This window comes from Pseudomonas sp. NY15356 (assembly GCF_048068175.1).
In the GTDB taxonomy this organism is placed as follows: domain Bacteria; phylum Pseudomonadota; class Gammaproteobacteria; order Pseudomonadales; family Pseudomonadaceae; genus Aquipseudomonas; species Aquipseudomonas putida_K.
This window is the reverse complement of record NZ_JBLUPW010000001.1, coordinates 1-12,923: the sequence shown is the minus strand read 5'-3', so window position 1 is coordinate 12,923 and position 12,923 is coordinate 1. Positions and strand designations below refer to the sequence as shown.

Annotated in this window: 13 protein-coding genes; 5 read left to right on the top strand and 8 right to left on the bottom strand. The window is 63.3% G+C overall.

The window, feature by feature from the left end:
- Positions 1-49: 49 nt before the first annotated feature.
- The gene (locus ACNFCI_RS00065; protein WP_084858716.1) at positions 50-436 is read right to left on the bottom strand and encodes a hypothetical protein; all 387 of its coding nucleotides are present in this window, start codon (positions 434-436) and stop codon (positions 50-52) included.
- Positions 437-584: 148 nt separating this feature from the next.
- On the opposite strand from ACNFCI_RS00065, the gene ACNFCI_RS00060 reads away from it, so the two are divergent.
- Entirely contained in the window at positions 585-782 is a 198-nt protein-coding gene (locus ACNFCI_RS00060; protein WP_084858715.1) for a heavy-metal-associated domain-containing protein, read from the top strand.
- A 129-nt stretch (positions 783-911) separates the two neighbouring features.
- On the top strand, positions 912-2,093 hold the full coding sequence (locus ACNFCI_RS00055; RefSeq protein WP_084858714.1) for a multidrug effflux MFS transporter: 1,182 nt from the start codon (positions 912-914) through the stop codon (positions 2,091-2,093).
- Here ACNFCI_RS00055 and ACNFCI_RS00050 read toward each other — a convergent pair.
- Positions 2,044-2,241 (bottom strand): hypothetical protein, encoded by a 198-nt coding sequence (locus ACNFCI_RS00050; RefSeq protein ID WP_084858713.1) that lies wholly within the window; start codon positions 2,239-2,241, stop codon positions 2,044-2,046. The two genes, ACNFCI_RS00055 and ACNFCI_RS00050, sit on opposite strands and share 50 nt — an antisense overlap.
- A gap of 577 nt (positions 2,242-2,818) precedes the next feature.
- Between ACNFCI_RS00050 and ACNFCI_RS00045 the strand changes: the two genes are divergently transcribed.
- Positions 2,819-3,532: an ArsR/SmtB family transcription factor gene (locus tag ACNFCI_RS00045; protein ID WP_084858712.1), complete on the top strand. Its 714-nt coding sequence runs from the start codon at positions 2,819-2,821 to the stop codon at positions 3,530-3,532.
- A gap of 24 nt (positions 3,533-3,556) precedes the next feature.
- Here ACNFCI_RS00045 and ACNFCI_RS00040 read toward each other — a convergent pair whose 3' ends face one another.
- The 6 genes from ACNFCI_RS00040 to ACNFCI_RS00015 form a co-directional block, all read right to left on the bottom strand.
- Positions 3,557-4,507: an adenosine deaminase gene (locus tag ACNFCI_RS00040; RefSeq protein WP_084858711.1), complete on the bottom strand. Its 951-nt coding sequence runs from the start codon at positions 4,505-4,507 to the stop codon at positions 3,557-3,559.
- A 95-nt stretch (positions 4,508-4,602) separates the two neighbouring features.
- Positions 4,603-5,958, bottom strand: coding sequence for an 8-oxoguanine deaminase (locus ACNFCI_RS00035; RefSeq protein ID WP_084858710.1), 1,356 nt, complete (start codon positions 5,956-5,958; stop codon positions 4,603-4,605).
- Between the two features lie 120 nt (positions 5,959-6,078).
- Positions 6,079-6,765, bottom strand: a complete 687-nt coding sequence (locus ACNFCI_RS00030; protein WP_084858709.1) for an SDR family oxidoreductase — start codon at positions 6,763-6,765, stop codon at positions 6,079-6,081.
- A 386-nt stretch (positions 6,766-7,151) separates the two neighbouring features.
- Complete coding sequence (locus ACNFCI_RS00025) at positions 7,152-7,742, bottom strand: YigZ family protein (protein WP_368829884.1); 591 nt, start codon at positions 7,740-7,742, stop codon at positions 7,152-7,154.
- A 9-nt stretch (positions 7,743-7,751) separates the two neighbouring features.
- Positions 7,752-8,414 (bottom strand): TetR/AcrR family transcriptional regulator, encoded by a 663-nt coding sequence (locus ACNFCI_RS00020; protein WP_084858707.1) that lies wholly within the window; start codon positions 8,412-8,414, stop codon positions 7,752-7,754.
- A 90-nt stretch (positions 8,415-8,504) separates the two neighbouring features.
- On the bottom strand, positions 8,505-9,422 hold the full coding sequence (locus ACNFCI_RS00015; protein WP_084858781.1) for a LysR family transcriptional regulator: 918 nt from the start codon (positions 9,420-9,422) through the stop codon (positions 8,505-8,507).
- A gap of 265 nt (positions 9,423-9,687) precedes the next feature.
- Here ACNFCI_RS00015 and ACNFCI_RS00010 point away from each other — a divergent pair, with 265 nt between their 5' ends.
- Entirely contained in the window at positions 9,688-11,034 is a 1,347-nt protein-coding gene (locus ACNFCI_RS00010; protein WP_368829883.1) for an aspartate aminotransferase family protein, read from the top strand.
- Positions 11,035-11,103: 69 nt separating this feature from the next.
- The gene (locus ACNFCI_RS00005; protein WP_084858705.1) at positions 11,104-12,597 is read left to right on the top strand and encodes a CoA-acylating methylmalonate-semialdehyde dehydrogenase; all 1,494 of its coding nucleotides are present in this window, start codon (positions 11,104-11,106) and stop codon (positions 12,595-12,597) included.
- Positions 12,598-12,923: the final 326 nt, after the last annotated feature.

The window sequence follows — 12,923 nt, the reverse complement described above, 5'->3', positions numbered from 1 at the left end:
TCTCCTCCTTGGACAGGCCTTCAGCATCAACCTTGCCACGTGGGTAAGGTCAATAGCCGAGGCCGGCGCGCTTGAGCTGGAGGCCAGCATGGCCCATGGCGATGCGGTACTTGCTGATTTGCCCGGCTTGCAGGGTCAGGCGGGTGCTGCGTTGGTCCTCGATGCCTGGCGCGCAGCCGGGCATCTGGCCGGGCAGCAAGCGCAGGCGTACGTCCACCGGCCCGGGTGGCAGGTTGAAGGAGGTCGTTTGCTCCTGGAACAGGCGACCGGAAAGCTGGTCGTTGAGGTAGATACCGATTTCGCAGCTGGTGGCGACTTCCAGGCGTTCCCGGGAAATGATCAGCACGCTGTAGTCCGAGTTGCCCTCGGCGTTGGCCGGTGGTACCGCGGCCAGCGCGCCCAGCAGCCCAACCAGGCCCAATGCTGCCCTGAACATGAAGAATCTCCTGCTTGCCAGATCGTCAAAGGCGCAGCTTGGCCGAGCGGCGCACAGATTTCCACCCCGGCCGATTCCGCCAATACTTGACCTTGCCATGATGGTAAGCTTGAAACTGCAGGCAATCCCCCTGAATGGAGAAAGACCGATGCATGTATTCAACGTTCAAGGCATGACCTGCGGCCACTGCGTCAAGGCAGTGACCCGCGCGGTGCAGGAACAGGACGGCGCTGCCCAGGTGGATGTCGACCTGGCCGCCAAGCAGGTAAGGGTGCACAGCCGCCTGGCGGCCGAGCAGATCCTGGCAGCGATTCGTGACGAGGGCTACCAGGCCGAGGTGGCCTGACGGGGCGGGCTGGCGCTGGTCCAAGGGCGGCGCCAGCGCTTGGGCGGGTAATCGTTACAAAGGTTTTCATCCTGACGCGGTCCGGTGCAGGTAGACTTACCTACTTGCTTAGCCTGCTATGGATTCCCGATGAACCTGCGAATTGTGTTGATCCTGGGCGCCCTCAGTGCGTTCGGGCCCTTGGCGATCGACTTCTACCTGCCTGCCTTCCCTGCCATGGCGCACGCCTTCGCCACGGACGAAAAACACGTCCAGACCACCCTGGCCGCCTATTTCCTCGGCCTGTCCCTGGGCCAACTGGCCTATGGCCCGGTGGCCGATCGTTTCGGCCGGCGCAAGCCCCTGCTGTTCGGCATCACACTTTTCACCCTGGCCTCGCTGGCCTGCGCCTATGCACCCAATCTCGACACGCTGATCCTCGCGCGCTTCGTGCAGGCGTTGGGCGGCTGTGCCGGGATGGTCCTGTCGCGCGCGATCGTCAGCGACAAGTGCGATGCGGTGGCGTCGGCCAAGGTGTTCTCGCAGCTGATGCTGGTGATGGGGCTCGCGCCGATCCTGGCGCCGATGCTGGGTGGGGTGTTGGTCAACCTGGCGGGCTGGCAATCGATCTTCCTGGCCCTGAGCCTGTTCAGCGCGGCCTGCCTGCTGGCCGTGAGCCTGGGGTTGCCCGAGAGCCTGCCGGCAGGTATGCCGCGCCAACCGTTATCCGGTGCCCTGCGCCAGTACCTGCGCTTGCTGGGTGACCGGGTCTTCCTGGGCCATGCGTTGACCGGCGGCGTCGCCATCGCGGGCATGTTCGCCTACATCGCCGGTTCGCCCTTCGTGTTCATCAAGCTGTATGGCGTGCCGGCCGAACACTATGGCTGGCTGTTCGGTACCAACGCCGCCGGCTTCATTCTCATGGCCCAGGTCAATGCGCGCCTGCTGGCCAAGCGTGGCCCAGCCTTCCTGCTGGCACGGGCGGTGTGGATGTACCTGGCGGCGGCACTGGTGATGTTGGCCGTGGCGGCGCTACACCCCGCACAGCTGTGGCCGCTGCTGCTGCCGCTGTTCGTGTGCATCGCAAGCCTGGGCTGCATCATCCCCAACGCCTCGGCTTGCGCCATGAGTGGGCAGGGCGCTCGCGCCGGGAGCGCCTCGGCATTGATGGGTTGCCTGCAGTTCAGTGTCGCGGCGGGCGCAGCGGCGCTGGTGGGCGTGTTGCACGACGGTAGTGCAGTGCCCATGGCCCTGGTGATCAGCCTGTGCGGTGCACTGGTGGTCAGTGTGGCAATGTTGACTCGGCGTTTGCAGGCCAGGCGCCCGGTGTAAGGGTGTGGGGAGCCTGCAGGCGGCTCTCCAGCGTGGCGACGAACAGCCGTGCCTCCGCTTCGCTGCGAAAACTCACCACATGTTGGTCGAGCCGGACCTGCCAGGGGCAGTTGGGATTGCGGTTCGACGTACTGACGACAATCTTCATCGCGGCATTCCTCCGGTGGGTGGGAGCCGCTGAAGTTTAGCGCTGCCCCCAGCCTGCGCCATGTGCTGGCGCAGCTGTCCAGACTGACGGTCGTACCTTCTGTCTGCCTGAGTCGGCCTGTGGTCAAGCCATGGTGCACGAAGGCGAAACCTTCGCTTTGGGCTGCCGTATTTGAGGAAGGCCGGTGTCGGCATTGTTCTTGGGCGTTTCGCTTGTCGGCGACCATCCAGGGGCCTCGCAGCCTCGTTGCGACGAGGCCCCTGGCGATATCGGCGGGGCGAACCCTGGGCTCACTGCCGAGGCAAGGGGCCGCCCACCCCCGGCCTGTCGCGGCCTGTAAGGGCGCACCAATGCGCAGGCACACGGCCTGGAGCGCCTTATACTGGCTGTCGCGGCCAATGCCAGCGAGAGATACTTCCCTGCCAGGGAATGGCACATGAGGGCTCCTTCGAGCGTGGCTGGAATGCCTCGCCTGTCGCGAACGCCAACGCCCGAAATCCGCCTACGCCATTCCCGAGGGTGATACCCGCTGCGCCGTTTGGCCACGGAACCAGATGTGATCATCCAGGGAGTTGAAATGAAAGCAGTCAGCAGTATCGCCCAGATCGCCGGCCTGATGGCCGACCCCAAGCGCAGCGCCATGTTGTGGGCGTTGATCGATGGCATACCTCGCCCGGCCGATGAGCTGGCCGTGATGACCGGGCTGACCTCGTCGTCGGCCTGTGCCCATCTATCATTGCTGTCCTCGGCCGGCTTGCTGAGGCTGGAGTCGCGTGGTCGAAAACGTTACTTCCGTCTGGCTACACCGGAAGTCGGAGCGGCGGTGGAGGCCTTGGCCAGTGTGCGGCTCGAGCGTCGAGGCCAGCGCAGCGGCCAAGCAACCCCACTGCAGGTCCCCTTGTCCATGCGCAGGGCTAGACGTTGTGGCGACCACCTCGGTGGGGAGCTGGCCGCCGAGCTTTACCACCGCCTGATCGTGGCCGGTTGGCTGGAGGGTAGCCAGGCGCAACTGCGGGTCACTGCCGAGGGGCGCTCGCAACTGGCTGCCATCGGCGTGTTCATCGAGGCGCTGGCCCCTGGGGACCGACACGGTTGCTCGATCTGCCATTGCAACGAGTGGAGCGACCAGGGGCCGCACCTGGGGGGCAAACTGGGGAATGCACTGTTCAGGCTGTTCATGCAATCCGGTTGGTTGCGTGAACAGGAAGCGTCCCGGGCCTTGCAGATTTCCTCGATGGGTATTCAGCAGATCAACCGTATCGCCCGCACGCCGGCCTTGCAGGTGGGCTAGACCGGACTGCAAGGCGGGGCGCGATCAGCGCACCAGACGGGCGTCCAGGCTGTTTTGTGCCAGGCGTCGGGCCTGGTCCTGGGTCATGCCCAGGTGGGTGTGCAGGGCATGGAAGTTCTCGGTGACATAGCCGCCGAAATAGGCCGGGTCGTCCGAATTGACGGTGACCTTCACGCCACGTTCGAGCATGTCGAGGATGTTGTGCTGGCCCATGTGCTCGAATACGCACAGCTTGGTGTTCGAGAGCGGGCAGACGGTCAGCGGGATCTGCTCGTCGATGATGCGTTGCATCAGGCGTTCGTCTTCGATAGCACGCACACCATGGTCGATACGCTGGATCTTCAGCAGGTCGATGGCCTCCCAGATGTATTCGGGCGGGCCTTCCTCGCCAGCGTGGGCTACCGCCAGGAAGCCTTCGCTGCGGGCTCGGTCGAAGACGCGCTGGAACTTGCTGGGTGGATGGCCTTTTTCGGAACTGTCCAGGCCGACAGCGATGAAGGCATCACGGAAGGGCAGGGCCTGGTCGAGGGTCTTTTGCGCCTCTTCTTCGCTCAGATGGCGCAGGAAGCTCAGGATCAGCCCGCTGCCGATGCCCAGTTGCTCGCGACCATCCTTCAAGGCCTGGCGGATGCCGTTGAGTACCACCTCGAAGGGGATGCCCCGGTCGGTGTGGGTCTGTGGGTCGAAGAAGGGTTCGGTATGGATGACGTTCTGCGCTTTGCATCGCTGCAGGTAGGCCCAGGTCAGGTCATAGAAGTCCTGCTCGGTACGCAGGACATCGGCGCCCTGGTAGTAGAGGTCGAGAAACTCCTGCAGGTTGTTGAAGGCGTAGGCGCTGCGCAGGGTTTCAACGTCCGCCCAGGGCAGGGCGATCTTGTTGCGCTCGGCCAGGGTGAACAGCAGCTCGGGCTCCAGGGAGCCTTCCAGGTGCATGTGCAGTTCAGCCTTGGGCAAGGCGTTGAGCCAGTCATACATAGGTGCAATCTCGGTCAGGTACGGTTGCCGTCATTCTACAGGGGCTGGCCGGATGCAGGGGAGAAGGGCTGCCGGGCAGCCCCTTCCGGTTCAGGTCAACCCGCGATCAGCTGGGCCGCGGCCTGGCGGTGATCGGCGATCAGGCCTTGTACGTCCAGGCCTTCGATCTGCCCGTCGATGACACGCCACTGGCCACCGACCATGACCCGGTCGGCACGGTCGGCGCCGCACAGCAGCAAGGCCGAAAGTGGGTCATGGCTGCCGGAGAAGCGCAGCTCGTCGAGCTTGAACAGGGCCAGGTCGGCCTGCTTGCCGACGGCCAGCTCACCGATGTCGCTGCGCCCCAGCAGGCGTGCCGAACCACGGGTGGCCCAGCCCAGGGCGCGTTCAGGCGTGATCTGCTCGGCGCCGTAGCGCAGGCGCTGCAGGTACAGGGCCTGGCGTGCCTCGAGGATCATGTTCGACGCATCGTTGGAAGCCGAGCCGTCGACACCGAGGCCCACGGGCGCGCCTGCCGTTTCCAGTTCCACCGTCGGGCAGATGCCGGACGCCAGGCGCATGTTCGAGCTCGGGCAGTGGCAGATACCGGTACCGGCCTGCCCCAGGCGGGTGATTTCCTCAGGGTTGAAATGAATGCCATGGGCCAGCCAGGTGCGTGGGCCCAGCCAACCCACGCTGTCCAGGTAGTCCACCGTGCGCAGGCCGAAACGCTGCAGGCAGAAGTCCTCTTCGTCGAGGGTCTCGGCCAGGTGGGTATGCAGGCGTACGTCCAACTCCTCGGCCAGGGTGGCACTGGCGCGCATGATCTCGGGGGTGACCGAGAAGGGCGAGCAGGGCGCCAGGGCGATCTGGATGCGGGCGCCGTCGCCGCGTTCGTGGTAGCTGTGGATAAGCCGCTGGCTGTCGGCGAGGATGACCTCTCCCTCCTGCACCGTCTGCTGCGGCGGCAGGCCGCCATCAGCTTCGCCCAGGCTCATGGAACCGCGGGTCAGCATGGCGCGCATGCCCAGCTTGCGCACGGCCTCGACCTGCACGTCGATGGCGTTGTCCAGGCCGGTCGGGAACAGGTAGTGGTGGTCGGCTGCGGTCGTGCAGCCTGACAGCAGCAGCTCCGCCAGGGCGACTTGGCTGGCCAGTTCCAGCTTGGCCGGGGTGAGCCGCGCCCAGACGGGGTAGAGGGTCTTGAGCCAGGGGAACAGCGGTTGGTTGACCACCGGCGCCCAGGCGCGGGTGAGGGTCTGGTAGAAATGGTGGTGGGTGTTGATCAGGCCGGGCAGCACCACGTGCTCGCGGGCATCGAAGACTTGGTCGCAGGGTGTGCTGGGGCTTTCGTCAAGGGCGAGCAGTTGGGTGATGCGGCCGTCTTCGATGACCAGGCCACCACGGGCGTCGGCACCGTTGGCGGTGAAGATGGCAAGGGGAGATTTCAACCAGATGCGGGTCGCAGGCATGGTGCCGGCTCCTCTGAAAGTGGGTTCAGGTTAGCCAGCTCAGTGTTGCCCTGTCTGCTGATCCAGGTCCGCCGCGGGGGCGAGGCGTCCAGTCTACTGCCTCGCCAGGCGGCTTTCAATTCACCAAGTGAGCGGGTCGCCCCGGTAGTTGATGAAATGCAGGCCAGGCTTGCCGCTGTACGTCTTGACCTGCTCGAGCATGCCTTGGGTGCTGGTGAAGACATCGATATCGGCCTGGTCGCTGCCCATGTCGGTGCGCACCCAGCCGGGGTGCATGGCGATCACTGAAAGCCCGGGGTGTTCCAGTTCGGCCACGAAGCTGTTGATCATCGAGTTCAGGGCCGCCTTGCTGGCCTTGTAGAAGCAGATGTGGTTGCTGGTAGGGTTGCCGACGCTTCCCAGCGCCGAACTCATGAATGCCAGCACGCCGGAACCTTCGCGCACTTGCCCGACCAGCCGACGCGCCACGCGAATCGGCGATACCGCATTGGTCATGAACAGTGCACCGATTTCCTGTTCGGTGGCGGTCTCCGGGTCGTGCGGTTCGCGGCCCATGACGCCGGCGTTGAGGAACAGCAGGTCGAATACTTCGCCTTGCAGGCGCTGTTGCAGAGCATCGAGTTGCCCGGCATCGTTCATTTCCAGGGTTTCCACGCGTACGCCGGGGATCGCACGCAGGGCATCGGCCTTCTGGGCGTCGCGCACGGTGGCGACGATGGCCCAGCCGTCTTCGTGCAGGCGTTGCACGAGGCCCAGGCCCAACCCGCGGGAGGCTCCGATGATCAGGGCGGTTCTAGCGTTGGGCATGACGGGCTCCTTGGACATCCGATATCAGGGTACAGAGCATACGCCAAGAGTGGGCCGGTTGCCTGGCCGAGGCTGATCAAAAAATGACCATCCTGCCCAAGTCCTTTGAATACGGGCGTTGCGCTCAAGGGTTCACGGGTTATCCACAGCACACTCCACATTATCTGTGAGCAAGCCTCTACTGTGGAAATCCATGCCGAAGGCGAGTCATGGCACCAGGAGTTGGGGATAACTTACTGATATTCAGGTGCTTGCGAGGTTGTCATGAAAATGTGATCAAAATATGATCAATGCCGTTCAGGCCTTGCAGTTCAAGGCCTAGGCATGAATGCCCCAAGCTTATCCACAGGCAGGCCCACAGTTGTTGTGAGCAATCTGGAAGGGCTTCAACCTTCGCAGGGCTCCAGGCGGATCCGGCCACGGCTGAGGTCTGCCAACTGTTGCTGCAGCGCTTCGAGGTGGGCGTCGCCGAGGGCCAGCTGCAAATCCACACCATTGGCGGTGAACCGTTCGTCCAGCACCAGGCCGTCCACATCCGCCAAGCGCAGTTTGAGCAGTGCCAACTCACTGAAGCTGCAGCTGCAGCGGTACTCGCTGCGCTGCACCAACAGCCGCTTGGGCGCCTGCTGCAGGCACTTGTTGGCACCGCCGCCGTAGGCGCGGGCCAGGCCGCCGGTGCCCAGCTGGATGCCGCCATACCAGCGGATCACCAGCACCACCACCTGATCGCAATCCTGGGCCTCGATGGCCGCGAGGATCGGCCGGCCAGCGGTGCCGCCGGGTTCACCGTCGTCGCTGCTGCGGTACTGCGCACCCAGTTTCCAGGCCCAGCAGTTATGGGTGGCGGCCAGGTCGCTGTGGCGTTCGATGAAGCTCATGGCCTCGGCCGGGCTGCTGATCGGGCCGGCGAGGGTGATGAAGCGGCTCTTGCGGATTTCTTCGTGGAATTCGCAGAGGTCGAGCAGGGTAGAAGGCATAGGTCCGGGTCAGGCTGTCGGGGTGATGCCACAGCCTTTGAGAATGATGTGGATAAGGTTGTTGCTGGCGTCTTCCATATCTTGCTTGGTCAGGCGGCTACGGCCGGTGACCTGGCAGATCTGGGTGGCGAAGTCGGCATAGTGCTGGGTACTGCCCCACAGCAGGAAGATCAGGTGCACCGGGTCGACCGGGTCCATCTTGCCAGCATCGATCCAGGCTTGGAATACCGCCGCCCGGCCACGGAACCAGTCGCGGTAGTCGGCACTGAAGTATTCGCTCAGGCACTGACCGCCGCTGATCACCTCCATGGCGAAGATCCTCGAGGCCTGCGGGTTACGCCGGGAGAACTCCATCTTGGTGCGGATGTAGTGGCTCAGCGCCTGGGCCGGGTCGTCCTCGACGCTCAGGGCGTTGAAGGTGCTGTCCCACAGCTCGATGATGTTGCTCAGCACGGCGATGTACAGGCCAAGCTTGTTGGTGAAGTAGTAATGCAGGTTGGCCTTGGGCAAGCCGGCCTTCAGGGCGATGGTGTTCATGCTGGTGCCCTTGAAACCATGGCGGGCAAACTCGTCTTCGGCGGCCTGGATGATGGCCTGTTCGTTTTTCTGGCGAATACGGCCGGCAGGTTTGCCCGAGGTGGAAGGTAGATGCGCAGGGACTTCGAGGGTCATGGACGGTTCCGTACGGTTCAGTGGCAACGGATGTCGGACAAGATTACCTTCCTGTGCCGAAGTGACAAGCATTGGCGGCACGCATAGGCATCAGCGTGTCGCAGCCAGGCTTTCGAGGAAGCTTTCCAGTACCAGGTTCGGTCGGCGCCCCTTGCGCGTCACCCAGCTCAGGCTCAGGTCATAGAAGCGCTCGGCCGGCTTCAAGGCGCGCAGGCGGCCCTGTTGGACCCAGAAGGACGCGTAGTGGTCGGGCAGGTAGCCGATGTAGCGCCCGGTGAGGATGAGGAACGCCATGCCCTCGCGGTCCGAGGCGCTGGCCGTGCAATGCAGGGCCTGGTAGTGCGCCTGGATGTCGGCGGGTAGGCGAAAGGTCGGGGCGATCGCGTCCTGGCTGTTGAGGCGCTGGTCGTCGATCTGTTGGTCGTCGGCGTAGAACAACGGGTGACCGACGGCGCAATAGAGCAGCGAACGCTCGCTGTACAGGGGCTGGTATTCCAGGCCCGAGAGCGGGCTGGTCTGGGGCACCACGCCCACATGCAGGCTGCCGTCCAGCACGCCCTGCTCGACCTGGCTTGGGGCGATCATGCGGATCTGGATGCGCACATCGGGGCCGCGGTCCTTGAGTTCGGCCAAAGCGTGGGTGATGCGCATGTGCGGCAGGGTGACCAGGTTGTCGGTCAGGCCGATGTTCAGCTCACCGCGCAGGTGCTGGTGCAGCCCGTTGACCTCGGTGCGGAAGGTTTCCAGGGCGCTGAGCAGTTGCAGGGCCGAGTGGTAGACCTCACGGCCCTCCTCGGTCAACGAAAAACCGGCCCGGCCACGTTGGCACAGGCGCAGGCCCAGGCGCTGCTCCAGGTCGTTCATCTGCTGGCTGATGGCCGAGCGGCCGATGCCGAGCACGTTTTCGGCGGCCGAGAAGCCTCCGCATTCCACCACGCTGCGGTAGATCTTCAGCAGGCGGATGTCGAAGTCGCTGACCTGGGCGAGGGGTTGTGGGCGTTTCACGATGGGCCTTCGTTGGAGTGGGGACAGGAGCGCAACCTTAAAACCTAACCCTGTGGATAAAACAGTCGATCCCATGCAATCGCGGGGTTGCGAGCGCGCATCCTGCGGGCAGCTCATTGATTGGCAAGGTGTTTCCCGCAGTAGGGTCTTAAGTTTAGCCGGCTCATATCCAAAGATTAGAAAAGCAGAGTTTTTCTTACGTTATCCCCATGACACCTTAGCTGCAACAACATCCATCGTTGCCTAATCGTCTTCCGAGGAACCGCCGATGAACATGCCCGAAACCGCCGCCACTGGCATCGCCAGCCAGCTCAAGCTGGACGCCCACTGGATGCCCTACACCGCCAACCGCAATTTCCAGCGCGACCCACGCCTGATCGTGGCGGCCGAAGGCAGCTACCTGTACGACGACAAGGGCCGCAAGGTGTTCGACGCCTTGTCGGGCCTGTGGACCTGCGGCGCCGGGCATACTCGCAAGGAGATTTCCGAAGCGGTGGCGCGCCAGGTGGGCGTGCTGGACTATTCCCCGGCGTTCCAGTTCGGCCACCCGCTGGCCTTCCAACTGGCCGAGAAGATCACCGAGCTGACCCCGGGTGACCTGAACCATGTGTTCTTCACCAACTCCGGCTCCGAGTGCTGCGACACTGCGCTGAAGATGGTACGCGCCTACTGGCGCCTGAAAGGCCAGGCGACCAAGACCAAGATCATCGGCCGCGCCCGTGGCTACCACGGGGTGAACATCGCCGGCACCAGCCTCGGCGGTGTCAACGGCAACCGCAAGCTGTTCGGCCAGTTGCTGGACGTCGACCACCTGCCTCACACCCTGCTGCCGGGCAACGCTTTCACCAAAGGGATGCCGGAAGAGGGCGGTATCGCCCTGGCCGATGAGATGCTCAAGTTGATCGAGCTGCATGACGCCTCGAATATCGCGGCCGTCATCGTCGAGCCACTGGCCGGCTCCGCGGGTGTGCTGCCACCGCCCAAGGGCTACCTCAAGCGCCTGCGCGAGATCTGTACCCAGCACAACATCCTGCTGATCTTCGACGAAGTGATCACCGGCTTCGGCCGCATGGGCGCCATGACCGGCTCCGAAGCCTTCGGCGTGACCCCGGACCTGATGTGTATCGCCAAGCAGGTCACCAACGGTGCCATTCCCATGGGCGCGGTGATCGCTACCAGCGAGATCTACCAGACCTTCATGAACCAGCCGACACCCGAATACGCCGTGGAATTCCCCCACGGCTATACCTATTCGGCCCATCCGGTGGCCTGTGCAGCCGGCATCGCCGCGCTGGACCTTCTGCAGAAAGAAAACCTGGTGCAGTCGGCCGCCGAGCTGGCACCGCACTTCGAGAAAGTGCTGCACGGCATCAAGGGCACCAAGAACGTCATCGACATCCGCAACTATGGCCTGGCCGGTGCCATCCAGATCGCTGCGCGTGACGGCGATGCCATCGTGCGTCCCTACGAGGCGGCGATGAAGCTGTGGAAGGCAGGTTTCTATGTCCGCTTCGGTGGCGACACCTTGCAGTTCGGCCCAACCTTCAACACCCAGCCGCAGGAACTGGACCGCCTGTTCGATGCGGTGGGTGAAGCCCTGAACCAGATCGACTGATCTTTTCCGACTCTGACGACAGGCGCGTTCCTACGCGCCTGCCTCTACCTTCTTTATCTGGAGTATTGCATGAGCATCGTTCAGCACCTGATCAACGGCGAGCTGGTTTCCAAGGGCGAGCGCACCGCCGATGTCTTCAACCCGTCCACAGGCGAGAGCACCCGCAAGGTCGAACTGGCCAGCCGCGCCACCGTCCAGGAAGCCATCGATTCGGCCAAGGCTGCATTCCCGGCCTGGCGCAACATGCCCCCGGCCAAGCGCGCCCAGGTGATGTTCCGCTTCAAGCAACTGCTGGAGCAGAATGAAGCACGTATCTCGCAACTGATCAGCGAAGAGCACGGCAAGACCCTGGAAGACGCTGCCGGTGAGCTCAAGCGCGGCATCGAGAACGTCGAGTTCGCCTGCGCCGCCCCAGAACTGCTCAAGGGCGAGTACAGCCGCAACGTTGGCCCGAACATCGATGCCTGGTCCGATTTCCAGCCGCTGGGCATCGTCGCCGGCATCACCCCGTTCAACTTCCCGGCGATGGTGCCGCTGTGGATGTACCCGCTGGCCATTGCCTGCGGCAACGCCTTCATTCTCAAGCCATCCGAGCGTGACCCGAGCTCGACCCTGTTCATTGCCCAGCTGCTGCATGAAGCGGGCTTGCCCAAAGGCATCCTCAATGTCGTGCATGGCGACAAGGAGGCGGTCGATGCACTGATCGAGGCACCAGAAGTCAAGGCCCTGAGCTTCGTGGGGTCGACCCCGATCGCCGAATACATCTATGCCGAAGGCACCAAGCGCGGCAAGCGTGTGCAGGCGCTGGGCGGAGCGAAGAACCATGCCGTGCTGATGCCCGATGCCGACCTGGACAATGCCGTCAGCGCACTGATGGGGGCGGCCTACGGTTCTTGCGGCGAGCGCTGCATGGCTATTTCGGTCGCGGTGTGCGTGGGTGACCAGGTGGCCGATGCACTGATCGCCAAGCTGGAGCCGCAGATCAAGGCGCTGAAGATCGGTGCTGGTACCTCCTGCGGCCTGGACATGGGTCCGCTGGTGACTGCGGCTGCCCGTGACAAGGTGGTGGGGTATATCGACGACGGTGTGGCTGCCGGCGCCAAGTTGGTAGTCGACGGTCGTGGCCTGCGCGTGAGCGGTCATGAGGATGGCTACTTCGTTGGCGGTACCCTGTTCGACCACGTCACGCCGCAAATGCGCATCTATAAAGAAGAGATCTTCGGCCCGGTGCTGTGCGTGGTGCGTGTGAACAGCCTGGAAGATGCCATGCGCCTGATCAACGAGCATGAGTACGGCAACGGCACCTGCATCTTCACCCGTGACGGTGAGGCAGCACGCCTGTTCTGCGACGAGATCGAGGTGGGCATGGTGGGGGTCAACGTTCCACTGCCGGTGCCGGTGGCCTATCACAGCTTCGGTGGCTGGAAGCGTTCGTTGTTTGGCGACCTGCATGCCTATGGCCCGGACGGGGTGCGGTTCTATACCCGCCGCAAGGCCATTACCCAGCGCTGGCCGCAGCGGGCGAGCCATGAGGCGTCGCAGTTTGCATTTCCTAGTCTTTAAATAGTGCTGATTGAGACGGGGAGGCCGTGAGGCCTCCCCGTTTTGTTTTTCGGCGATATTAAAGTTTTTTGAAAATAACGGTTGACGTGCCGTTTCAGGGGCCTATAATGCGCCCCACTTCCGACGCAGTCGAAACGCAAAACTCCTTGAGATTCAATGAGTTGAACGCTTCAGGTAGTATCGGAAGGCTTCGGTCTCACAGATCGGCAGCGGTGAAAAAGGCAGTTGACAGCAGGTTTTAACGCTGTATGATTCGCCTCCCGCTACGAGAGATCGCAGCGAGTTAAGCGGTTGAAGTTGAACGAAAAACTTCAAAATAAACGCTT

Excerpts from the sequence above, each read along its gene's own strand:
- ACNFCI_RS00055 (WP_084858714.1), top strand. The coding sequence starts at position 912 with ATGAACCTGCGAATTGTGTTGATCCTGGGCGCCCTCAGTGCGTTCGGG.
- ACNFCI_RS00050 (WP_084858713.1), bottom strand. The coding sequence starts at position 2,241 with ATGAAGATTGTCGTCAGTACGTCGAACCGCAATCCCAACTGCCCCTGG.
- ACNFCI_RS00030 (WP_084858709.1), bottom strand. The coding sequence starts at position 6,765 with ATGCCCAACGCTAGAACCGCCCTGATCATCGGAGCCTCCCGCGGGTTG.
- ACNFCI_RS00005 (WP_084858705.1), top strand. The coding sequence starts at position 11,104 with ATGAGCATCGTTCAGCACCTGATCAACGGCGAGCTGGTTTCCAAGGGC.
- ACNFCI_RS00040 (WP_084858711.1), bottom strand. The coding sequence starts at position 4,507 with ATGTATGACTGGCTCAACGCCTTGCCCAAGGCTGAACTGCACATGCAC.
- ACNFCI_RS00020 (WP_084858707.1), bottom strand. The coding sequence starts at position 8,414 with ATGACCCTCGAAGTCCCTGCGCATCTACCTTCCACCTCGGGCAAACCT.
- ACNFCI_RS00035 (WP_084858710.1), bottom strand. The coding sequence starts at position 5,958 with ATGCCTGCGACCCGCATCTGGTTGAAATCTCCCCTTGCCATCTTCACC.
- ACNFCI_RS00065 (WP_084858716.1), bottom strand. The coding sequence starts at position 436 with ATGTTCAGGGCAGCATTGGGCCTGGTTGGGCTGCTGGGCGCGCTGGCC.
- ACNFCI_RS00060 (WP_084858715.1), top strand. The coding sequence starts at position 585 with ATGCATGTATTCAACGTTCAAGGCATGACCTGCGGCCACTGCGTCAAG.
- ACNFCI_RS00025 (WP_368829884.1), bottom strand. The coding sequence starts at position 7,742 with ATGCCTTCTACCCTGCTCGACCTCTGCGAATTCCACGAAGAAATCCGC.
- ACNFCI_RS00045 (WP_084858712.1), top strand. The coding sequence starts at position 2,819 with ATGAAAGCAGTCAGCAGTATCGCCCAGATCGCCGGCCTGATGGCCGAC.
- ACNFCI_RS00010 (WP_368829883.1), top strand. The coding sequence starts at position 9,688 with ATGAACATGCCCGAAACCGCCGCCACTGGCATCGCCAGCCAGCTCAAG.